Annotated in this window: 1 protein-coding gene; it reads left to right on the top strand. The window is 73.6% G+C overall.

Features of this window, described 5'->3' with window-relative positions; all coding sequences use genetic code 11:
* Nucleotides 1-243 precede the first annotated feature (243 nt).
* A complete protein-coding gene (locus MXD62_RS03310; protein ID WP_248827939.1) occupies nt 244-25,920 on the top strand; it encodes a non-ribosomal peptide synthase/polyketide synthase in 25,677 nt (8,558 codons plus the stop codon).
* Nucleotides 25,921-25,950: the final 30 nt, after the last annotated feature.

Raw genomic sequence — 25,950 nt, 5'->3', positions numbered from 1 at the left:
GTCCCCGGCCTCGCGATGGCGGGGCCGGGGACTCCTGCGCCTGTTGGACGATTTAGGTAAAGTTAACTTAAATAGATCAAGATCGATGGCCTGACCGGCGACTTCTCACCATGCGGTGCACCGCCCGCCAAGCGCTCCGCGCTGCGGGAGAGGGCCGTGACCAGGGGAGAGGTGCGCCGTCGGCGTCGCGCGGCCGCTTCTCCGGTGGTCGCGCTCCATCAGAGCGTGACCGGGAGGCACAGGGTGTCCGGCAACGAAGCGGCGACCGAGACGCGGACCGCCCAAGGCGACAATGGGGACGACCCGCTGCTTTCCGCGCCACGGGCCGGAGACGGGCTGTCACCGCAGGAGCGGCACCGGATCCTCGTCGAGTGGAACGACACCTCGTGCTCGATTCCGCCGGGGACGCTTCCCGAGATGTTCGAAGCCCAGGTGCGTCGCAACCCCGCCGGCGAGGCCCTGGTCTTCGCCGACACCAGACTGACCTACGCCGAGCTCAACGCCCAGGCGAACCGTCTCGCCCATGTGCTGATCGCCCGTGGGGTGGGCCCCGAGCAGGTGGTCGCCCTGGCGGTGCCCCGGTCGGTCGAGATGCTCGTAGCCGAACTCGCGGTGCTCAAGGCCGGCGGGGCCTATCTCCCGCTGGACACCGACTACCCGGCCGAACGCCTCGCCTACATGCTTGCCGACGCGCGGCCGGTCTGCCTCGTCACCACGGTGTCACTGGATTCCGCGGTCCCCGGCACCCCGGGCATGTCGCGTCTCGTCCTTGACGATCCCACCGTCGCGGCGGCCTGGGCGCACGCGTCGGAGGAGAATCCCACCGACGACCACCGCACCGGACCGCTCCGGGTGCGCAACGCCGCATACGTGATCTACACGTCCGGCTCGACCGGGCGGCCCAAGGGCGTGTTGCTCTCCCACACCGGTGTCGCCAAGCTCGTCGCCACCCAGACCGAGCGCCTCGGGGTCGGTCCCCACAGTCGCATCCTGCAGTTCGCCTCGCCCAGCTTCGACGTCGCCTTCTGGGATCTGTGCCTGGGGCTGCTCTCGGGCGGGTGCCTGGTCATCGTCCCGGCCGACCTGCGGGTGCCGGGCGCCGAACTGGCGGACTATGCCCGCGAGCACGGCGTCACCTTCATGATCCTGCCACCGGCGCTGCTGGCGGCGCTGCCACGGGACGTCCTGCTCCCGCCGGGCGCGACCCTGCTCGCCGGTACCGAGCGGGTCTCACCCGAGCTGGTCGGGCGGTTCGGCCGGGGCCGGCGGATGTTCAACGCCTACGGCCCGACCGAGGCGACGGTCAACTCCACTCTCGGCGAGTGCCATCCCGACAACCTGTCGGGATCCATCGTGCCGATCGGGCGGCCCGACCCCGGCACCCGGGCGTACGTGCTCGACGCCCGCCTCGCCCCGGTCGCGCCCGGGGTCGTGGGCGAGCTGTACCTGGGTGGCTCGGGTCTGGCCCGGGGGTATCTCGGCCGGCCGGACCTGACCGCGGAACGGTTCGTCGCCGATCCGTTCTCCGCCTCGGGCGAGCGGCTCTACCGCACCGGTGACCTGGCGCGTTGGCGAGATGACGGCCGACTGGAGTTCGCCGGGCGTTCCGACGACCAGGTGAAGATCCGCGGCTTCCGGATCGAGCTGGGTGAGATCGAGTCGGTGCTGGCCAGACATCCGTCCGTGGCGCAGACGGCCGTCGTCGTGCGGGAGGACTCTCCGGGCGACCCCCGCATCGCCGTGTACGTCGTCCCGTCGACGACCGTGGAACAGGACCGGGACGAGACGGTCGAACATGATCAGGTCGACGAATGGCGCCGGCTGCACGATCTGCTGTACGAGGCCGCGGATTCCGAGGCCGCCACCGAGAACTTCGCCGGCTGGAACTCCACCTACGACGGCCTGCCGATTCCGCTGGAGCAGATGCGGTCCTGGCGGGACGCCACCGTCGAACGGATCCTGGCGCTCCGGCCGAGACGGGTGCTGGAGATCGGGGTCGGCAGCGGGCTGCTGCTGTCCCGGGTGGCGCCTGCCTGCGAGGCGTACTGGGGCACCGACCTGTCCGCGGAGGCCGTCGCGAAGCTGCGGCGCTCGCTGGCCGAGGGATCCGAGCTCGCCGAGCTCGCCGACCGGGTCGAGCTGCGCGCACAGCCCGCCCACGCGTTCGACGGCCTTCCGACCGGGTTCTTCGACACCGTGATCGTCAACTCGGTCGCCCAGTACTTCCCGAGCGTCGACTACCTCACCACGGTGCTGCGCCAGGCGGTGGACCTGCTCGTCCCCGGTGGTGCCCTGTTCGTCGGCGACGTGCGCAACCTGCGGCTGCTGCGCTGCCTGCGGGCCGCGGTCGAGGTGACGCGGCGGACCGCCGCCACCGGGTCGGTCGATCCGCTCGCCGCGAGCCAGGCGCTGGAACGGGCGGTGCGCTGGGAGGGGGAGCTGCTCCTCGACCCGGACTACTTCGCCGCTTTCGCGCGGTCCGTCTCCGCCGCCGGGGAGGTGGACGTACGGATCAAGCGCGCCGGCTACCACAACGAGCTGTCCCGCTACCGCTACGACGTCGTCATCCGCAGGCGGTCGGCGGACACCCCCGCGCCGGTGCCGGACCTGTCCGCCCCGACACCCGGCGGGGCGCGGTCCGCGGCACCCGGCTGGGGCGAGGTGTCCTGGGAGACGCTGGCGCACGGGCTCGCCGATCTGACCGCGGTGCTGACCGAGCGCCGTCCGGCGCGGCTTCGGGTGACGGGGGTGCCCAACGCCCGCCTGCGTACCGACCTTGCCGTGCTGCGGGCACTCGACGCCGGCATCCCCCCGCCGGCCACCGATGACGACGCCACCGATGACGGGGCCGCCGCCGACGTCAGCTCCGCCCACCCTGATTCCCATGGCGGAAGGGGGCTCTGGACCGACCCGGAGGCGTTCCACGACCTCGGCGAGGAGTTGGGCTACCGGGTGGCTACAACCTGGTCGGCAGGGGTGGACGACGGGAGCGTCGACGTCGTCTTCGTGGATCCCGCGGTTGTCACGCCCGCCGGCCCGCACGACCCGGTGGCTCCGGAGAACGTCTACCGCCCCGGGCCGCACGCGGCCGGGCCGCTGGCCGGGTTCGGCAACCGGCCGGCCCGCTTCCGTGACGTTCCCGCCCTGTTGAAGTCCCTGCGGTCGCACGCGCGGGAGTGGCTGCCCGATCACATGGTGCCGGCCGCCTTCGTGGTGCTCGAACACCTGCCGCTGTTGCCGAGCGGGAAGCTGGACCGCAGGGCCCTCCCGGTTCCGGACAGCCCGGTGTCCACCTCCGGCCAGCGCCCGCGCAGCCCGCGCGAGGAGCTGTTGTGCTCCCTGTTCGCAGAGGTCCTCGGCCTGCGGACGGTCGGCGTCGACGACGACTTCTTCGCCCTCGGTGGCGACAGCATCGTCTCGATCCAGCTGGTGGTGCGGGCGCGGCGCGGCGGCCTGACCATCACGCCGCGCCAGGTCTTCACCCACCGGACCGTCGCGGAGCTCGCGTCCGTGGCGGGTGTCGCCGAGAACCTGGCGGTCGAGGCGGCGGACGCCGGCGTGGGCCCGGTGCCGTTCACCCCGATCCTGAAGTGGCTGGACGAGTGCGGCGGCCAGATCGACGCCTTCAGCCAGTGGATGTTGATCACCTTGCCGACCGGAGTGACCGGCGAGCAGATCGCCGCCGTGCTGCAGGCCGTGGCCGACCGGCATGATCTGCTCCGCGCGCGGCTGCTGCGCGCCGGGCCCGGTGTCGAGGGGATGCTGCGGGTGGAGCCCGCCGGCTCGGTGCGTGCCGGCGAGTGGCTGCACAGAGTGGCCGTCGGTGACCTGACTGGCAGCCGGCTTCGGGAGGTCGTAGATGCCGCGGCCGCCGACGCGTGCGCGCGTCTCGCGCCCGGCAACGGGGTGATGGCCCAGGCGGTGTGGTTCGACGCGGGCGAGACCCGCCCGGGGTCGTTGCTGTTCGCGGTGCACCACGCCGTCGTCGACGGCGTGTCGTGGCGGATCCTGCTCCCGGACCTGGCTTCCGCCTGGGAGTCCGTGGCCGCCGGCGGCACCCCGGAGCTGGAGCCGACCGGGACGTCGTTCCGTCGGTGGGCCAATCTGCTCGCCGACGAGGCGCACCGGCCGGGGCGGGTGGCCGAGCTGCCACTGTGGACCGGGATTCTCGCCGGCCCCGACCCCGCGATCACCGCGCGGCCGCTGGACCCGGTCGGCGATCTGGCCACCGTCGGACACCTGACTCTGCGACTCCCCGCGGATCACACGCTCGCCCTGCTGACGAGTGTGCCGGCGACGTTCCACGCCGGGATCAACGACGTCCTGCTGACCGCGCTGGCGTTGGCGGTACGCCAGTGGCGGCGGGGACGACAGGGCGATCAGGCCCGGTCGGTCCTGCTCGCGCTCGAAGGCCACGGCCGGGAGGAGGAGATCGTCGACGGCGCTGACCTCTCCCGGACGCTCGGCTGGTTCACCAGCATCTTCCCCGTCCGGCTCGACCCGGGGCCGGACGAGCTCGACGAACTGCTCGTCGACGTGGCCGGAGACGGCCTCGGCCGGGCGCTCAAGCGGGTGAAGGAACAGCTGCGCGCCCTGCCCGACCAGGGCGTCGGCTTCGGTCTGCTGCGCCACCTCAACGCCGAGACCGCCGAGGTGCTGCGGAACCTGCCCGCGCCGCAGATCAGCTTCAACTATCTCGGTCGTTTCCAGGTCGAGAGCGAGACCGGCCTCCCGTGGACGGCCGTGCCCGGATTCGGCGTGCTCGCGGGGGGCTACGACGCGGCGATGCCGGTCGCCCCGTACACCCTGGAGATCAACGCCTTCACCGAGGACCACGCCGACGGGCCTCGGCTCGGCGTGACCTGGGCGTGGCCCCGGGCGCTGCTGGCCGACTCCGCCGTGCGGGAACTCGCCGAAAGCTGGTTCACCGCGCTCGCCGCGCTGGTCACCCATGCCGCGACGGCGGGCGCCGGCGGCTTCACCCCGTCGGACTTCCCGCTGGTCGAGCTGACGCAGGCCGGGGTCGACGAGTTGTCCGCGGCCGTCCCGAACCTGACGGACGTCCTGCCGCTCTCACCGATGCAGGAGGGCTTCTTCTTCCACGCGCTGGTGGACGGGGACGGGACCGCCGGCCGGCAGCCCGGGGAGCCGCAGGAGGCCGGCCCGGACGTCTACGTCGTGCAGGTGGTGGCCGAAGTCGCCGGGGAGGTGGACGCAACCGTTCTGCGGGCGGCCGCTCAGGGCGTGCTGGACAGGCACCCTCCGCTGCGGGCGTCGTTCCACCAGCGGCCCGACGGGCGGGTCGTGCAGGTGATCTCCGACGGGCTCACTCTCCCCTGGCAGGTCGTCGACCTGTCCTCGCATGGCGAGGCCGAACGTGCCGACCGGGCGCGGGCGGTGGCCGAGGCCGAGGCCGGCCACCGCTTCGACCTGGCCCGACCACCGCTGCTGCGGGCCACCCTGCTGCGTCTCGGTGAGGGCCGGCACCGGCTGCTGCTCACCCACCATCACATCGTGGCGGACGGCTGGTCGGTGCCGGTCATGCTGGGCGACCTGCTCTCGATCTACACCACCCTTCGGACGTCGCCGGGGGGCGGCGCGGCCCGTCTCCCTGTCGTCACCCAGTACCGGGAGTACCTGCGCTGGCTGACGGGTCTGGACCGGACGCAGGCCCGCTCCGCCTGGCGGGGGGCCGTCGAGGGGATGCGTGAACCGACCCGACTGGTCGCCGCCGACCATCATGGTGTGCGGTTCCGAGCCGGTCAGCGTGGCCTGCGGCTGTCCGAGGACGCCACCGCGGCGCTGCTCGCGCGGGCCCGGGAGCATGGCCTGACCCTCGCGACGGTCGTGCAGGGAACCTGGGGCCTGGTCCTCGGCCGGCTGGCCCGCCGCACCGACGTGGTCTTCGGTACGACCGTCTCCGGCCGCGGGGCGGACGTCCCGGGCATCGAGGCGATGGTCGGCATGTTCGTCAACACGCTGCCGGTACGGATGCGCTGGTGTGCCGACCAGCCGCTCGTGCAGGTGCTGACCCGGCTGCAGGCCGAGCAGTCCGACCTGCTCGACCACCAGCATCTGGGGCTGGGGGAGATCCAGCGGATGGCCGGCCTCGGCGACCTGTTCGACACCGTCGTCGTGCTGCAGAACTACCCGATGGACGCCGACGCCGCGGCCCCGGCGGGGACGCCGCGGATCACCGAGGTCGCGGACCTCGGCGTCGGTCATTTCCCGCTCGCCGTCCTGGTGACCCCGGGCAGGTGCCTGGACGTCCAGTTCAAGTACGACGCGGCCCGGCTCGACGACACGGAGGTCGAGCGGATCGCGCAGCGGTTCACCCGTGTGTTGGAGGCTCTGTCGACCGACTCCCGGCTGCCGGTGGGACGTGCCGCGGCGCCGGGGGGCGACGCGCGTGCCCGGATGCTCGACGAGCTGACCGGCCCGGTCCGGTCCGTGAAGGACACGACGCTGGTGTCCGCGTTCGAGGCGAGTGTGGCCCGGACCCCGGAGGCGGCCGCGGTCGTGTTCGAAGGGCGCGCGGTTTCCTACGCGGAGCTCGACCGGCGCGCGGCGGCGCTCGCGCACCGGCTGCGTGGCCACGGTGCGGGCCCCGGGCAGATCGTCGCTGTCGCGGTCCCCCGGTCGGTGGAGCTGGTGGTCGCGGTTCTCGGGGTGCTCAGGAGCGGAGCGGCCTATCTTCCCGTCGACGTGGACTACCCGGCGGAGCGCGTCGCTTTCATGATCGCCGATTCGGGTGTGCGGGTCATGGTGACGACCTCCGACGGCGTCGCCCGGCTCGCCCCGGTCGACGGTCCGCACCAGATCGTTCTCGGCGCCGTCGGCGCGGACGACCTGACGACCGGCGACCCGACGACCGGCTGGCCGACGACCGGCGAGCCGACCGCGCCGCGACCGGAGCATCCCGCCTACCTCATCTACACGTCCGGATCGACCGGGCGCCCCAAGGGCGTCGTGGTCAGCCACGCCGCCGTTCTCGGTCTGGTCGAGTCCCTGCAGAGCGCGTTCGCGCTCGGCGGCGACGACCGGATGCTTCAGCAGACCTCCACCAGCTTCGACCCCTCGGTCATGGAGATCTTCTGGCCGCTGTGTTCCGGGGCGGCCGTGGTGCTGCCGCGCCCGGACGGCCACCGCGACCCGCGCTACCTCGCCGGTCTCGTGCATTCGCAGCGGGTCACCACGCTCGCCTTCGTCGCCTCGACGCTGGCCGCGTACCTGGAGTACGCCGAGGTCTCGGGCGACCGGAGCGGGGTCGAGGGCCTGCGCCGGGTCATCACCGGTGGTGAGGCGCTGACCACGGACCTGGCCGGGCGGTGGTATGAGCTGACCGGCGTGCCGGTGTCGAACGTGTACGGGCCCACCGAGGCGACCGTGCTGGTCACCCGATGGGAGTTCGGCGCGGGACAGGCCGGTGCCGGGACGGCGGCCGCCGGGCACACCGTGCCGATCGGCCGGCCGGTGCCGAACACCCGGCTGTACGTGCTGGACGCCGGGCTCGATCCGGTCGACGTCGGGGAGTCGGGTGAGCTCTACGTCGCCGGGCTCCAGCTCGCCCGCGGCTACCATGATCGTCCGGGTCTCACCGCGGAGCGGTTCGTCGCCGACCCGTTCGGCCCGCCCGGGGCGCGGATGTACCGCACGGGTGACCTCGTCACCCGCCGGGCCGACGGCGTGCTCGTCTACGCCGGGCGCTCGGACCGCCAGGTCAAGATCCGCGGCAACCGGGTGGAACTCGGGGAGATCGAGGCCAGGCTCGCCGCGGAGCCCGGCGTCGGGCGGGCGGCGGTGGCCGTCCGCACCGACGGCCCCGGCGCGGCCCGGCTCGTCGCGTACGTCGTGCCCGCCCCGGGCGGCGATCCGGACGTCGACGTGCTGCGGGCCGCGGTGGCCGGTGCGCTGCCCCCGCCGATGGTTCCCGACGCCTTCGTGGTGCTCGACGAGTTGCCGCTGACCCCCAACGGCAAGGTCGACCACGACGCACTGCCCGCACCCGTCGTCCACCGGGCGCCCGTCCGCGGGCCCCGCGACGACCGGGAGCGGGTGCTCTGCGAGATCTTCGAGTCCGTACTCGGGATCGACCAGATCGGGGTGGATGAGGACTTCTTCGCCCTCGGCGGGGACAGCATCCTGTCGATCGCCGTGGCGAGCCAGGCGCGTCGGGACGGGATGGAGATCACCGCCCGGGACGTGTTCGCCCACCGGACCCCGGCCGGACTGGCGGCGTTCGTCGCGGCGGCCGCCGGTACCGGGACGGACCCGGCCGGCGGCCCGGCCGGGGCACCGGCGGACGCCGGTGATCCCGACGGCACGGGTGACGTACCGCTGCTGCCGATCATGCACCGGTTGCGTGACGCGGGTGGCCAGATCGGGCGGTTCAACCTCTCGATGCTGGTCACCACGCCGACGGCGGCGACCCTGGAGACGCTCACGGCGGTGCTCGCCGCCGTACTCGACCGGCACGACGCGCTGCGGCTGCGGCTGAGCAGGGTCGGCCTGCCCATGACCGGTGGCAGGCCGCCGGGTGGCTGGGCGCCGCCGGCGCTGTGGTCCCTGGAGGCGTTGCCGGCCGGGCCGGCGGCGGCGGACCTGCTCCGGCGGGTGGATGTGGCCGGCCACGACGACGATCGGCTGCGCGCCGCCGTCGCCGCGGAGTCCGACGCGGCCGTCGGGCGGCTCGATCCCGATGCCGGCGTCATGCTGCAGGCGGTCTGGTTCGACGCCGGACGGGACCAGCCCGGACGACTGCTGCTCGCCGTCCATCATCTCGCGATCGACGGGGTGTCCTGGCGGATCCTGTTCACCGATCTCGCTGCCGCCTGGACGGCGGTGGCGGCCGGGCGACGCCCCGGCCTCGAACCGGTCGCGACGTCGCTGCGGACCTTCGCGCGCGTGCTCACCGAGCAGGCACAGTCACCGGTGCGCCTCGCCGAACTCGGGCACTGGGGCGAGACACTGCGGCCCGGTGGCGAGCTCCTGCCCGGCGTCGGTGGACCGTTCGGAAAGGCCGGCGGGACGATCGGTGGCGCTGCCCGGCACATCGTCGGGTTGGACGCCGACGACACCGTGCCGTTGCTGACCTCGGTGCCGGCCGCGGTCAACGGCGACGTCACCGACGTCCTGCTCGCCGGGCTCAGGCTGGCGGTCACCCGCTGGCACGCCCGGCACGGCCGGGACGACTCGGCCGACCTGCTCGTCGACCTGGAGCGGCACGGCCGGGAGGAGATCAAGGCCGGACTGGACCTGTCCCGCACCGTGGGCTGGTTCACCAGCGTGACACCGGTGCGGCTGGCGGGCCGCGCCGCGTCCGGCGATCCAGCGGCCGGGCCCCGGCCCGCCGGGCTCCCCGGGGCACCGGTGAGCGGGCCGGACGCGGTGGATGTGCTCAGGGAGGTGAAGGAACATCTGCGGGCGGTCGCCGACGGCGGCCTCGGCCACGGGTTGCTGCGCTACCTCAATCCCCAGGTGTCGCCCCTGTTCGCCCAGGCCGCCACGCCCCAGGTGCTGTTCAACTACTTCGGTCGGTTCCCGGCGGGACGGACGGAGGACTGGCTGCCCGCCCCGGAGTCCGACGCGCTCGCCGTCGCCTTCGACGCCGACCACGCGCTGCCCTACCTGTTGCAGGTGGACGCGGTCTGCCGGGAGACGCCGCAAGGGCCACAGCTGACCGCGACCTGGACCTGGCCCGCGGGCGGGCTGTCCGAGGACGACGTCCGCGAGCTCGCCGAGGACTGGGCGGACGCGCTGCGGGAACTGGCCGCGGCCGTCGGTGACGCCACCGGTCCGACCCCGTCCGACCTGCCCGCGATCACGCTCACCCAGGCCGAGATCGACGTGGTGCGGCGGGTGAGCCCGGTGCCGGTCGAGGACATCTGGCCGCTGTCGCCCCTCCAGGAGGGCCTTTTCTTCCACGCCAGCTACGACGCGGGCGAGCTGGACGTCTACACCGCCCAGGCGGCGTTCGACGTCGACGGCCGGATCGACGCGGATCGGCTGCGCCTGGCCGGCGCCACCCTGCTGGCCCGCAATCCGAGCATGCGGGCGGGCTTCACCAGCGACGGCCTGCCCCGGCCGGTCCAGTTCATCGGCGCCGCCGCCGGGGGGCCCGACCGGGAGTCCGCCCCGCCGGCTGAGGGCGGCACCGGGCCCGCGATCCGGGCGGCCGACGGGCTGTCCGTGCGCCTGACCGAGGTCGACCTCACCGGGTTGACCACCGCCGAGCGGGAACGGCGGACCGCTGAGCTGATGGCGGCCGACCGCACCCGGCGGTTCGATCTGGCCGACCCGCCGCTGTTCCGGCTGTTGCTGCTGCGGCTGGACGACGGCCATGACCGGCTCGCGATCACCCATCACGTGCTGCTGTGGGACGGCTGGTCCGGGCGACTGGTCGTCGAGGAGCTGTTCGCTCTGTACGAGCGGGCCGGGGACGACCGGGACCTGCCGCGGCCGGGTTCCTACCGGGACTATCTGACCTGGCTCGCCGGTCAGGACACCGAGCTGGCCGCCGCCTCCTGGCGGGAGGCGCTCGCCGGCCTGGCCGAGCCGACCCTGCTCGGCCGGGCCGGGGGCGGCCGCGCCTCGGCGCTGCCCGAGCGGTGCGGGACAGACCTGTCCGTGTGGCTGAGCGACCAGCTGCGGACCCAGGCCCGACGCCACGCGGTGCCCCTGAACGCCGTGCTGAGCGTGGCCTGGGCACTCGTCCTGTCGAACGCGGTGGGCCGCGGCGACGTGGTCTTCGGCACCACCGTCGCGGGTCGACCGGCGGACCTGCCGGACGTCGACCGGGTCGTCGGACTGTTCCTCAACACCGTGCCCGTCCGGGTCGCGTTCGACCCGGCCGAGTCGGTCGGCGATATGCTGCGCCGCTTCGCGGCCGAACGGACCGCGCTCATGCTCCACGAGTATCTGGGCCTGGCGGACCTGCAGCGCCAGACCGGCCACGGCCAGCTGTTCGACACCCTGTACGTCCTGCAGAACTTCGGCGGTGGCGGTGGGGAGGCCACCGACCGGTTGCGGGAGCGGCTCGGCATCAGCGACGCCGGCTACACCGACGCCACCCACTATCCGCTGACGCTGGTCGTCTTCCCGGGCGAGCGGGTCCGGGTAACCCTGCACCACCGGCCGGACGTCATCGCCCCCGGGCTCGCGGAGAGCCTGCTCGCCCGCTACGTCACCGCGCTGGAGAGCCTCGTCGGTGATCCGAGCGCCAGGGTGGGCTCGCTCGCGCTCGTCCCACCGGGGGAGCGCCGGGCGCTGGCCGAGGACCAGACGGACACCGCCCGTCCGCTGCCCGACGACACCGTCGCCGACCTGCTGGGCGCCCAGGCCGCGCGGACGCCACAGGCCGTCGCCCTCGTCTTCGGGGACCAGCGGCTGACCTACGCCGAACTCGATGCCCGGGTGAACCGGATGGCCCGCCTGCTGCTGGCCGAGGGTGCCGCTCCCGAACGGGTCGTGGCCCTGGCGCTGCCCCGTTCCATCGACATGATCGTGGCACTGTTCGCGGTGCTGCGGACGGGCGCGGCCTACCTTCCGCTCGACCTGGACTATCCGGCCGACCGGCTGGCGTTCATGCTTGCCGACGCGGCTCCCACGTGCCTGCTCACCACGTCCGCGGTCACCTCGCTGCCGCCGGTGCCCGCCAGCGCGGGCGAGTCGGGCGCGGGCGAGTCGGGCGGGGGCGAGGCCGGTGCCGCGGTGCCGCGCATCGTGCTCGACGACCCGGCGGTGGCCGCACGGCTCACCGCGCTGCCCGGAGGAGATCTCGCCGACGACGAGCGGCCGCGGTTCGCGCCCGGTCGGCCGCACCGGTTGGACCACGCCGCCTACATCATCTACACCTCCGGCTCGACCGGACGTCCCAAGGGCGTCGTCACCCCGTACCGGGGGCTGACGAACATGCAGTTCAACCACCGGGAAGCCATCTTCGCGCCGACGGTCGCGGCGGCCGGTGGGCGACGGCTGCGGATCGCGCACACGGTCTCGTTCGCGTTCGACATGTCCTGGGAGGAGCTTCTCTGGCTGGTCGAGGGGCATGAGGTGCACGTCTGCGACGAGGAGCTGCGCCGCGACGCCCAGGCGCTGGTCGACTACTGCGACGCGCACCGCATCGACGTCGTCAACGTGACGCCGACCTACGCCGGGCTGCTGTTCGAACACGGACTGTTGGACGGGGGGGCCGCCGGCGGGCACCGGCCCGTGCTGGTGCTGCTGGGTGGTGAGGCCGTCTCCGACGCCGTCTGGTCGCGGCTGCGGGACACCGAGGGCACCAGCGGCTACAACCTGTACGGCCCGACCGAGTACACCATCAACACCCTCGGCGGCGGGACGGTGGACAGCGACATCCCGACGGTCGGCCGTCCCATCTGGAACACCCGCGTCTACCTGTTGGACGCCTGGCTGCGGCCCGTCCCCGAAGGTGCCGCCGGGGAGCTCTACATCAGCGGAGCGGGCCTGGCCCGCGGCTACCTCGACCGGCCGGGCCTGACCGCCGGGCGGTTCGTCGCCGACCCCTATGACAGCCGCGGCGGGCGGATGTACCGCACCGGTGACCTCGCTCGCCGCCGTCCCGACGGCAACCTGGACTTCCTCGGCCGCACCGACACCCAGGTGAAGATCCGCGGCTACCGGGTCGAGCTCGGCGAGATCGAGTCCGTGCTCGCCCGCCACCCGCAGATCGCCCAGGCGGCCGTGGCCGTCCGCGCGGATCCCGCGGTGTCGGGTCTGGCCCGGCTGGTCGGGTATGTGGTGCCGGCCGAACTGACCGGCGGCGCCCGCGCCGAGGTCGAACAGGAACAGCTCGGCGAGTGGCGCCAGATTTACGACGCCGAGTACACCGAGATCGACACCGCCGTCTTCCAGGAGGACTTCGCCGGCTGGGACAGCAGCTACGACGGCCAGCCCATCCCGACGGAGCACATGCGCGAGTGGCGGGACGCGACCGTCACCCGCATCCGGGAGCTGCGGCCCCGGCGGGTGCTGGAGATCGGGGTCGGCAGCGGTCTGCTGATGTCCCAGCTCGCGCCCGACTGCGAGGTCTACTGGGGAACCGACATCGCCCCAGCCGTGATCGACAAGCTGCGTGCCGACGTGGCGAGCCATCCCGGGCTCGCCGGCCGGGTGGAGCTGCGCGCGCAGCCGGCGCACGTGACCGACGGGCTGCCCACCGGCCTGTTCGACACCGTCATCGTCAACTCGGTGGCGCAGTACTTCCCGGGTGCCGACTACCTCACCGGCGTGCTCGCGGCGGCCGTGGGGCTGCTCGTCCCCGGCGGCGCCCTGTTCGTCGGCGACGTGCGTAACCTGCGGCTCGCCCGCGTCTTCCACACCGCGGTCGCGACGACCCGCGCCGGCGACGGCACCGACGCGGCCCGGCTGCGCCGCACCGTCGACCGCGGCGTGCGGCTGGACAAGGAACTGCTCGTCGACCCGGACTTCTTCGCCGCGCTGGTGGCGACGATTCCGGACGCCTCGGTGAACGTGCGCCTCAAGGACGGCCGGCACCACAACGAACTCACCCGGCACCGGTACGACGTGGTGATCCACCGCTCGCCCGCGGCGCCCCTGTCGCTGGCGGACGCCCCCCTGGTGACCTGGGCGGGCCTGGCCGCGGCGGTCGGCGGCCACACCGGCGACACGGACCACACCGGTGACACGAGCCAGACCGGTGACACGGACCAGACCGGCGACACCGATCACACCGCGGCGATGGACGCGCTGCGCGCGCACCTGCGGGAGCACCGGCCCGACCGGCTGCGGGTCGGCGGCATCCCGAACGCGCGCCTGGCCGGTGAGATCGCCGCCGTCCAGGCGCTGGACGGCGGACACCCGGTCGCCGACATCCGTGCCGCGCTGGCCGTGACCGGCGGCGGGATGGAGCCGGACGCGCTGCGCGTCCTGGGAGACCAGCTCGGCTACGCGGTCCTCACCACCTGGTCGCCTGCCGCGGCGGGCCCCGGCGCGCAGGGGGGACCGGAGGCCGGTGACGGCCGTTTCGACGCCGTGTTCGTCGCCGGCGACCGGCTCGGCGGCCGGGCCGTCGTCGACGTCCACCGCCCGAGCGCGGCGGTGTCCGGGCTCACCAACGACCCGGCCGCCGTGCGCGACGGCACCGCGCTGATCGCCCGCCTGCACGAACACCTGCGGGCCGTGCTGCCCGACTACATGGTCCCGGCGGGGATCATCGCCCTGGACGCGCTGCCCCGGACGGTCAACGGCAAGTTGGACCTCGCGGCCCTGCCGGACGCCGACACCGGCGCCTCCCCGACCGATGGCAGGCCTCCCGAGACCCCTGAGGAGGAGCTGCTGTGCGACCTGTTCGCGCAGGTGCTGGGTCTGCCGACGGTCGGCGTCACCAACAGTTTCTTCGACCTCGGCGGGCACTCCCTGTTGGCCATCCGGCTGATCAGCCGGGTGCGGACCGAGCTCGGCGCGGAGGTCGCCATCCGCGACCTGTTCGAGGCGCCCTCCCCGGCGCAGCTCGCCGCGCGGATCGGCGGTGGCGGCCCGGCCCGCCCGCCGCTGGTGCCGGTGCCGCGACCGGAGCGCGTCCCGCTGTCGTCCGCGCAGCGCCGGCTGTGGCTGGTCGACCGGATCGCCGGCGGGATCGCCTACAACTACCCGCTGATGTTCCGGGTGCGCGGCGATCTCGATCTTGACGCGCTGCGCGCCGCCGCCGCGGATGTGATGGATCGTCACGAATCGCTGCGTACCGTCGTCGAGGACCATCAGGGTTCCGGGTTCCAGCGGATCCTCGACACCGGCACCGCCCGGCCGGAGGTCACGGTCGTCGACTGCGGACCGGACACGCTCGCGCAACGGGCCGCCGAAGCCGCGGCCAGGCCGTTCGACCTGAGCAGCGATCCGCCGTTGCGGCTGGTGGTCCTGCGGCTCGGCGCGGATGACTGCGTGCTTGCGGTCGTCCTGCACCACATCGCCACGGACGAATGGTCCGACCAGCCGTTCCTGCGCGACCTGGACACCGCCTACGCCGCCCGGCGGAACGGTTCCGCGCCCTCGTGGGCACCGCTGCCGGTGCAGTACGCCGACTACACCCTGTGGCAGCAGCGGCTCCTGGGTGACGCGGCGGACCCGGACAGCATGGCCGCCCGGCAGCTGGCGTTCTGGACGGACGCGCTGCGTGACCTTCCCGAGGAGATCCTGCTGCCGGTCGACCGGCAACGGCCGGCGGTCCGCGACAACGTCGGTGCCCGCGTGCGGATCGAGGTGCCCGACACGACGGCGCAGGCGCTGCACGTCCTGTGCGCGCGGACCGGGACGAGCATGTCGATGCTGGCTCATGCCGCCGCCGCGGCCCTGCTGCACCAGCTGGGCGCCGGCGAGGACATCCCGCTGGGCGTCCCGATCGCCGGCCGTACCGATGAGGCGCTGGACGACCTGGTCGGCTTCTTCGTCAACACCCTCGTGCTGCGCTCCGACCTGTCCGGTGACCCGACCTTCACCGAACTGCTGGCCAGGACCCGCGAGACCGATCTCGCCGCCTTCGACCATCAGGACATCCCGTTCGAACAGGTGGTCGCGGCGCTGAACCCGGGCCGGGTCGCCGGCCGCAACCCGCTGTTCCAGGTGATGACGGGTTACCATCGCCGCGGCGAGGACACCGGCACCCTGTTCGGCCAGGCGCTGGACTGGTACGCCACCGAGACGATGACCGCGAAGTTCGACCTGCACTTCACCTTCCTCGAGCAGGTACCGCGCAACGCCTCGGCGGGCCGGATCAGCCTCCTGCTGGACTACGCCACCGACCGGCTCGCCCCCACCGGCGCCGACCAGCTGGCCCGACGGATGATCCGGCTTCTCGAGCGGGTCGCGGCCGACCCGGATCGGCCGCTCGGCGCCATCGACATCCGCGATCCGGCCGAGCGCCGCCGACTTCTGGCCGACGGGACCGGTGCCACCCACACGGTGCCGGACCGCACGCTGCCGCGCCTGTTCGAGGAGCAGGTGGATCGCAGCCCGGACGCGGTCGCGCTGGTCACCGAGAGCGCCACGCTGCGCTATGCGGAGCTGGACGCGCTGGCGAACCGATGGGCCGGACTCCTCGCCGCCCAGGGAGTCAGCCCTGGTTCGGTGGTCGGGGTGGCCATCCCGCGCTCGGTGGAGCTCGTCGTCGCGCTCTACGCGGTACACAAGGCCGGAGCCGCCTACCTGCCCCTGGACACCGACTATCCGGTCGACCGGCTGGCGTTCATGATGGCCGACGCCGCTCCGACGAGAATCCTGACCACATCCGCGGCCGCGGCCCGGCTGCCGGCCACCGAGGCGCCTCTGCTCGTCGTGGACTCGGCCGAGTTCCGCGCCCTGGTCGACACGCACCCGGCCACCCGGCCCGGCGTGGGGGAGGTTCCGGAGACATCCGGCGGGGCTCCGGCCTACGTGATCTACACCTCCGGTTCGACCGGACGGCCGAAGGGCGTGGTGGTCCCGCACGCCGGCATCGTCAACCGGCTGTGCTGGATGCAGCACGAGTACCGGCTCGACGAGGGCGACCGCGTCCTGCAGAAGACCCCGGCGAGTTTCGACGTGTCGGTGTGGGAGTTCTTCTGGCCGCTGCTCGTCGGGGCGACGCTGGTGGTGGCGGCTCCCGACGTCCATCGGGAGCCGGGGCGCCTGGCCGAGCTGATCGACCGCGAGCGGATCACGACCGTGCACTTCGTGCCGTCGATGCTGGCGGAGTTCCTGGTGGAGCCGGTGGCGGCCGGGTGCGCAGGGCTGCGCCGGGTGATCTGCAGCGGGGAGGCGCTGCCTTCCGACCTCGCTGACCGGTTCCACCGGATCCTGCCGGACACGCGCCTGGACAACCTCTACGGGCCCACCGAGGCGTCGGTGGACGTGACCTGGTTCCAGAGTGCGACCGGTGCCGCCGGACCGGGGTCGGTCCCGATCGGCCGGCCGGTGTGGAACACCCGGGTGTCGGTGCTCGACTCCGGGTTGCGTCCGGTGCCGGCCGGCGTCCCCGGCGAGCTGTATCTCGCGGGCGTGCAGCTCGCGCACGGGTACCTCGGGCGGTCCGGGCAGACCGCGCAGCGGTTCGTCGCGGACCCGTACGGAGCCCCGGGCGAGCGGATGTACCGCACCGGCGATCTCGTCCGGTGGACGCCGGACGGCGTGCTGGAGTTCCTCGGCCGGGTCGACGACCAGGTGAAACTGCGGGGGGTCCGCGTCGAGCTCGGCGAGATCTCCGCCGTGCTGCTCGCCGACGTCTCGGTGGCGCAGGCGGTGGCCGCGGTCCGTGAGGACCGGCCCGGTGACCAGCGGCTGGTCGGCTACGTGGTGGCGGCTCCAGGAGGTCGGATCGACACCGGGGCGCTGCGTGCCCGGTTGGCCGCGGCGCTGCCCGCGAACCTGGTCCCGGCGTCGCTGCTCGTCCTCGACGCTCTGCCGCTCACCCCGAACGGCAAACTGGACCGTCGCGCGCTGCCGGCACCGGACTCGTCCGCGCAGGTGTCGGGAACAGCGCCGCGCACTGAGCGTGAGCAGCTGCTCTGCGCGATGTTCGCCGAGGTTCTCGGGCTGGACCGCGTCGGGATCACCGACGATTTCTTCGCTCTCGGTGGCCACTCCCTGTCGGCGGCCCGCCTCGTCGCGCGGATCGGCACCGTCGCGGGGATGCGGCCCTCGCTGCGCGACGTGTTCGACGCGCCGACGGTCGCCGGGCTCGCCGCCTGGTGGGAACGCGCCGGTGGCGCCGGGGCTGCCCGGGAACCGTTGGTGCCCCTGGCGCCGGCCGCCCGTCCCGAGCGGATGCCGTTGTCGTTCGCCCAGCAGCGGCTGTGGGTCCTGCACCAGGTGGACGGCCCCGGCCCCGCCTACACCATCGCGCTGGCTCGGCGGGTGTCCGGCCCGCTCGACCTCGCCGCGCTGCGGGCCGCCCTGGACGATCTGGTGGCGCGACACGAGACCCTGCGGACGATCTTCCCGCAGCACGACGGTCAGCCCTGGCAGCAGGTGCTGGCACCGGAGGCGGCCCGCGTCGGGATCCAGATCGAACGCGTCGACGAGGCCCGGCTCGCGGCGGAGCTGTCCGCCGCCATGGGCCAGGGCTTCGAGCTCGACCGGGAACCGCCGCTGCGGCTGCGGGTGTTCGAGCTGGAGCCGGCGGAGCACGTCCTGCTGTTCCTGGTCCATCACATCGCCACCGACGAGTGGTCCGAGCGGCCGTTCGTCGACGACCTGACCGAGGCCTACCGGGCCCGGATCGCCGGGGCGGCGCCGGCCTGGGCGCCGCTGCCGGTGCAGTACGCGGACTACACGCTGTGGCAGCGCGCTCTCCTCGGAGACGCAGCCGACCCGGACAGCCCGCTGAGCCGCCAGCTCGCCTACTGGCGGGGTGCTCTCGACGGTCTGCCGGACGAGCTGGCGCTGCCCACGGACCGGCCGCGTCCCGCCGAGCTGACCCACCGGGGCGGGCTGGTCGACTTCTCGCTCGACCCGGAGCTGGCCCGCGGCCTGCGCGAGCTTGCCCGGTCGTGTGACGTCAGCATGTTCATGGTGGTGCAGGCCGCGGTCGCGGTGCTGTTCACCCGCCTCGGCGCGGGCACCGACATCCCGCTCGGCACGCCGGTGGCGGGCCGGTTCGACGAGGCGCTGAACGATCTGGTCGGCTTCTTCCTCAACACGCTGGTGCTGCGGACGGACACCTCGGGCGACCCCACCTTCCGCCAGCTGCTGGCCCGGGTACGCGAGACCGACCTGGCCGCCTTCGACCATCAGGACGTGCCGTTCGAGCGGGTGGTGGACGCGCTCGGGCCGACCCGCTCGCTGTCCCGTCACCCGCTCTTCCAGACGATGATCGTCTACCTGGCGGGTGGCGGTGACGAGCCGGGGTTCCTGGGCCTGCGGTCCCGGCCGGAGCCGCTCGGTCAGCAGACCGCCAAGTTCGACCTCTCGTTCGCCTTCGTCGACGACACCGCGGCCGGCGGCGGGCTGGCCGGCGGCATCGAATACAGCGCCGACCTGTTCGACCACGCCACGGTCGAACGGCTCGCGGCCCGGCTGAGCGCCGTCCTCACGCAGCTGGTGGCGGAAGCCGACGAGCCGATCGGGCGGATCGACGTCCTGACGCCGGGCGAGCGGGACCGGCTCCTGCTGGAGTGGAACGACACCGCGCACGCCGTCGCGCGGACCACCCTGACGGACCTGGTACACGCCCAGGCCGCCCGCACACCGGACGCGGTCGCGGTGGTCGGCGAGGACGCCGAACTCACCTACGCGGACCTGTACGCGTGGGCGGGGCGGCTCGCCGGACTGCTGGCCGCGCACGGCGCCGGACCGGACCGGACCGTCGCGGTGGCCGTGCCCCGCTCGCCGGAACTCGTGGTCGCGCTGCTCGCGGTGCACCGTGCGGGTGCCGCCTACCTGCCGATCGACCCGGACCACCCGGCCGATCGGATCGCGTTCATGCTCACCGACGCGGCACCGGTCTGCCTGGTGACCACGTCGGCGGTCCGGCCCGGCCTCGCGAGCGGGGCCCTGCCGGTGCTGGAACTCGACGATCCCGCCGTCGCCGCCGCCATGGCCGGACAGCCCGACCTCGACGGCTTCGGGCCGGACGGGCTCGCCGGCCGCCGGGGAGCCGTGGCGGTGGATCCGGGCTCGGCCGCCTACGTGATCTACACCTCGGGGTCGACCGGACAGCCCAAGGGCGTTGTCGTCCCGCACGAGGGCATCGTCAACCGGCTGCTGTGGATGCAGGACACCTATCGGCTCACCGCCGACGACCGGGTGCTGCAGAAGACCCCGGCCAGCTTCGACGTGTCGGTGTGGGAGTTCTTCTGGCCGCTCATCGCCGGCGCGGCGCTGGTCATGGCGCGGCCCGAGGGCCACCGGGATCCGCGGTACCTGGCCGAGGTGATCAGATCGCGGCGAGTGACGACGGTGCACTTCGTGCCCTCCATGCTCGAGGCCTTCCTCGCCGAACCGACCGCCGCCACCTGCACCGGGCTGCGGCGGGTGCTGTGCAGCGGCGAGGCGCTGCCGGTGAACCTGGCCACCCGGCTGCAGCAGGTCCTCGCCGCCGGCCGGCCCGGCCCGCGGCTGGACAACCTGTACGGACCGACCGAGGCCTCCGTCGACGTCACCTTCGCCACCTTCGCCCCGTTCGCCGGACCGGGCCCGGCCGGCGCCGCGCCCGAACCCGCGGGCGCCGCGGGCAGCCTGGTACCGATCGGCCGTCCGGTGTGGAACACCCGCGTGTATGTGCTGGACGCCGCGCTGCGGCCGGTGCCGCCGGGTGTCGCCGGGGAGCTCTACCTCGCCGGTGTCCAGCTCGCCCGCGGTTATCTGGGCCGCGCGGGCCTGACCGCGCAGCGGTTCGTCGCCGACCCGTTCGGTGCGGCGGGTGGTCGCCTGTACCGCACCGGTGACCTGGCCACCTGGACCGGCGACGGCGAACTGGACTTCCTCGGCCGGGTGGACGACCAGGTGAAGATCAGAGGGTTCCGGGTCGAGCTCGGCGAGATCGAGTCGGTGTTGTCCGGGGTCCCGGGGGTCGCCCGAGCCGTCGTCGTGGCCCGCGAGGACGCACCCGGCCAGCGCCGGCTGGTGGCCTACCTGGTCGCGCCGCACCACGGTGCCGCGGGCGAGAGCGGGGTGGACATCGAGGCTGTGCGGGCCCGGGCGGTGCGGACACTGCCCGAATACATGGTCCCGGCGGCGTTCGTCGTACTCGACGCGCTGCCGGTGACCCCCAACGGCAAGCTCGACCGTGCCGCGTTGCCGGCTCCGGACTTCGCCGGCCTGGTCTCCGACTCCACGCCGGCCACGGACCTCCAGGCACGGCTCGCCGACCTGGTCGCCGAGGTGCTGGGGCTGGAACGGGTGGGCGTCGACGACGACTTCTTCACCCTGGGCGGCGACAGCATCATCGCCATGCAGCTGGTCGGCCGGACGCGCGCGGCGGGCCTGGCCATCAGCCCGCGGGACGTGTTCCGGCACCGGACGGCGGCGGCGCTCGCGGCGGTCGCCGCCATCCTGACCGAAAACGAGGAGCAGGTGGGCCGCGCCGGCGCCGGCGCGGTCGCGCTGACGCTCAACGCGGAGGAGAGCGCGGAGCTCGGGCGGCTGCGCCCGGAGCCGGCGGAGGTCTGGCCCCTTACACCGCTGCAGGCGGGGCTGCTCTTCCACGCCTCGCTCGACCCGCTCACCGACCCGCTCACCGAGCCGGGACCGGATGCCCCGGACGCGGCGTCCTCCGGCGACGACCCGGACGTCTACATCGTCCAGATCGCCTTCGACCTCGACGGTCCGCTGGACCCGGTCCGGCTGCGCCGGTCCGCGCAGGCGCTGCTGGAGCGGCACCCGAACCTGCGGGCGGGTTTCCGCTATCTCGCCTCGGGACGCCCGGTCGCCCTGGTCGCGCGGAACGTGACCCTGCCCTGGCGGCAGGTGGACATCGCGCGCCTCGACGAGGCCGGCCGGCACGCCGAGTGGGAGCGGTACCTGGCCGAGGAACGGCGCCGGTTCGATCCGGCAGCCGCACCGCTGCTGCGCCTGCTGCTGGTGCGTTTCGGTGACCAGCGGCACCGGTTGGTCATCTCCCACCAGCACCTGGTGATGGACGGCTGGTCGGTGCCCCTGCTGATGGCCGAACTCGCCGAGATCTACCGCCGCGGTGGCGACCCGGCCGGCCTGGCGCCGGCCGTTCCCTACCGTGACTACCTGAGCTGGCTCGCCGGGCAGAGCAGGGAGGAGGCTCGGGGCGCCTGGGCCCGGTCGCTGGACGGCCTCACCGAGCCGACCCTGCTGGCACCGGCCGACCCGAACCGCCCACCGAGGACGCCGGACCAGCACACGGCGGAGTTGTCGAGGGAGCTGACCGCGTCCCTGGTGGACATGGCCCGCCTGCGTGGTCTCACCCTCAACACCGTCGTGCAGGGCGCCTGGAGCATCCTGCTGGCCCGGCTGACCGGGCGTGACGACGTGGTCTTCGGCGCCACGGTCTCCGGGCGCCCGCCGGAGGTCGTCGGGGTCGATTCCATGATCGGGCTCTTCATCAACACGATCCCGGTGCGGGTGCGGCTGCGTCCCGACGACAGCCTGGCCGACCTCCTCGGCCGGATCCAGGACGAGCAGTCCGCGTTGATCGCCCACCAGCACATGGGCCTGGCCGACGTTCAGCGGGTCGCCGGGATCGGCGAGCTGTTCGACACGTTGATCGTCTTCGAGAGTTATCCCGTCGCCGACGGTCCGGAACTCGGCGCGAAGGACGGGCTGCGCACCGAGCTGGTGGCGCACCAGGACGCCACGCACTACCCGTTCGCCTGGGCCGTCGAACCCGGCGAGCGGCTGCGCCTGACCGCGGAGTACCGCGCCGACCTGTTCGACGCGGCGGCCGCGCGGCGGATCGTCGGTGCCCTGGTGGGCCTGCTCGAGACGATGGTCGCTGACGCGGACCAGCCGGTCGCCCGGGTGGACATCCTGTCGCCGCGGGAACGCCACCAGCTGCTCGTCGAGTGGAACGACACCGAGCTCGAGGTGCCGCCCTCGACGGTGCCCGCCCTGTTCGAGGCCCAGGCTCGGCGCACCCCGCGTGCTCTCGCCGTGGTCTCCGGCACCACCCGGTGGACGTTCGCCGAGCTGAACGCGCGGGCGAACCGGCTCGCCCGGCTGCTTGTCGAACACGGGGTGGGACCGGAGCGGGTGGTCGGGCTCGCGCTGCCGCGGTCGGCCGGATACCTGCGGGCGATCCTGGCGGTGCACAAGGCCGGCGGTGCCTACCTGCCGATCGATCTGGACAGCCCGGCCGACCGGCTCGCGGACATCGTGACCGACGCGGCCCCGCAGCTGATCGTGACGACCCGGGAGCTTGCCGGCGGCCTGCCGCCCACCGGCGTCGCGACCCTGGTGCTCGACGATCCCGCCGTCGACGTCCGCCTCACCGGTCTCGACAGTGCCGGTCTCGACAGTGCTGATCCCGACGGTGTCGACCCCATGGGCGCCGACCTGACTGACGCCGACCGGGAGCGTCCCCTGCTGCCCGCGCATCCGGCGTACGTGATCTACACGTCGGGTTCCACCGGCCGGCCCAAGGGCGTCATCGTGGCCCATCAGGGTGTGGTGAACCTGTTCCACAGCCACCGGGCGAGGCTGTACGGCCCGGCGGTGGCGGCGACCGGCCGGGCGCACCTGCGGGTCGCGCACGCCTGGTCGTTCTCGTTCGACGCCTCCTGGCAGCCGCAGCTGTGGTTGCTCGACGGCCACGCTCTGTACGTGGTCTCGGAGGAGGAACGCCGGGATCCGGACCTCCTGACGGGGCTGATCGCGGCGGAGGGGATCGACTTCGTCGAGGTCACACCGTCGTTGTTGGCCCGGATGGCCGACGCCGGCCTGATCGAGGGGGACCGCTGCCCGCTCGCGGTGGTGGGCGTGGGCGGCGAGGCCGTTCCCGAACCGTTGTGGAACACGCTGCGCGCGCTGACCGGGACGGAGAGTTTCAACCTGTACGGACCGACCGAGTGCACGGTGGACGCGCTCGTCGCACGGGTGGGTGACAGCGACCGTCCGGTGATCGGCCGCCCGGTGGCCAACACCCGTGCCTACGTGCTGGACGCGCGGCTGCGGCCGGTTCCCCCCGGAGTCACCGGCGAGCTGTATCTGGCCGGGGACGGCCTGGCCCGCGGATACCTGGGACGGCCCGCGCTCACCGCGGAGCGGTTCGTGGGGAATCCCTTCGACCCGGCCGGCGCCCGGATGTACCGGACCGGGGACGTCGCCAGGTGGACCGCGGACGGCCAGCTGGAATTCGCGGGGCGCTCCGACGACCAGGTCAAGATCCGGGGCTACCGGATCGAACTCGCCGAGGTCGAGGCGGCTGTGGCCCAGGTGCCCGGGGTCAGCCGGGCCGTGGTCACCGTCCGGGAGGACCGGCCGGGGGTCCGCCACCTGGTGGCCTACGCGGTGACCGGGCCGGAGCCGACCGGTGACTCCGCCGCACCGGACGCGGCCGCCCTGCGCGACCACGTCGCGGCGGCGTTGCCCGACTACATGGTGCCGGCAGCCTTCGTCCTGCTCGCCGAGCTGCCCACGTTGCCGAACGGGAAGCTGGACCGCGCCGGGCTGCCGGCGCCCGACTTCGCCACCGGCAGCTCTGGCCGGGCTCCCGGCAATGCCGTCGAGCGGTCCCTGCGGGACGCGTTCGCGGCCGTGCTCGGTGTCCCCGATTTCGGCGTCGACGATGACTTCTTCGCCCTCGGGGGCGACAGCATCGTCGCGATGGAGCTGGTCAGCCAGGTCCGGACGGCCGGTCTGCGGATCACCCCGCGTCAGGTCTTCCGGCACCGGACGGTGGCGGGGCTGGGCACGGTGGCCACCGCCCTGGCACCGGCCCGGGCCGGCGGCGACGACGGGACGGGAACCGTCCCGCTGACTCCGATCATGCACGCGCTGCGCGAGCTGGGTGGCCCGATCGCCGGCTACCATCAGTCCGCGCTGGTGCAGACACCGGCCGGGCTGGACGGGCCGACGCTGCTCACGATCGTGCGGGCGCTGGTGGACCGGCATGACATGCTCCGGGCCCGTCTTGTCCGTCAGCCGGGTGACCGGGACGCGCAGTGGTCGTTCACGGTGCCGCCGCCCGGGACAGTGGACGTCGAGGGGCTGGTGGAACGGGTCGACATCGCTGCCGGCGGCGACCGCGGGTCCGATCCCGCGGCATCCCCGGGCGCGCTGCTCGGAGACGCGTTGACCCCGGTGATCGCCACGGCGGCGCTCGCCGCGCGCGCCAGGCTGGACCCGGACGCCGGCGTCATGATCCAGGCGGTGTGGTTCGACGCCGGCACACAGGCACCGGGCCGGCTGCTGCTGATGGTGCATCACCTGGCGATCGACGGCGTCTCCTGGCGCATCCTGCTGCCCGATCTCGCCACCGCCTGGCAGGCCGCCGCCGCGGGACGGCCCGTCGAGCTGCCACCCGTCGACACGTCGTTCCGCCGGTGGTCGCAGCTGCTGGCCGAACGGGCGGGCGATCCCGCCAGGGTGGATGAGCTGCCACTGTGGGCTGACCTTCTGGCCGGAGGTGACCCGCTGCCGCTGCTTCGGGAGCTCGACCCCGCCCGGGACGTGGTGAGCACTGTCCGCACCATCGCGCTGCGGCTGTCGGCCGAGCGGACGTCGCCGCTGTTGACCTGGGTGCCCGCCGCGCTCGGGGCGACCGTCAACGATGTACTGCTGACGGCGCTGGCGCTGGCCGTCGCAGCCTGGCGGGAGCGGCGGAGGGACGGCGCCGGCACCGGCACCGGTGCCGGCACCGGCACCGGCACCGGGGTGCTGGTGGACCTCGAGGGGCACGGTCGGGACGAGGAACTCGCCGGCAATGTCGACCTGTCCCGCACCGTCGGCTGGTTCACCAGCGTGGTCCCCGTCTGCCTGGATCCCGGGCCGGTCGACCTGGCCGAGGCGCTGGCCGGGGGCCCGGCCGCAGGCCAGGCGCTCGAACGTGTCCAGGATCATCTGGCCGGCCTGCCGGCGGCCGGCATCGGCTACGGCCTACTGCGCCATCTCAACCCGCGGACCGGACCGGGGCTGGCCCGCCTGGGCAGCCCGCAGATCGAGTTCAACTACATGGGGCGGTTCGGCGTGCCGGAGGCGACGGACTGGTCCTACGCGGCCGAGGGGGACGCTGCGGACCTCGACGCCGACGGCGACATGCCGGCGGGCCACTGCCTGGTGGTGAACTCGCTCACCGAGGATCGCCTGGACGGGTCGGAACTGGCCGTGTTCTGGTCCTGGCCGTCCGGAGTGCTGGACGAGGACTCCGTCCGCGAGCTGGCCGAGACCTGGTTCCAGGCGCTGGACGCGCTTACCCGCCACGCTCGGGACCGGGCGGACGGCCCCGGGAACGTCGGTGGTTCGCCGGGGGCACCCGCCCCTGGCTCGACCGCCGGAAGGTAGCCAGCCGCCGGGCGCACGACGGCGAGATCC

The organism is Frankia sp. Mgl5, from assembly GCF_023242985.1.
GTDB lineage: Bacteria > Actinomycetota > Actinomycetes > Frankiales > Frankiaceae > Parafrankia > Parafrankia soli.
Note: the sequence above shows the minus strand (reverse complement) of the source record. Positions and strands in the feature narration are given on the sequence as shown.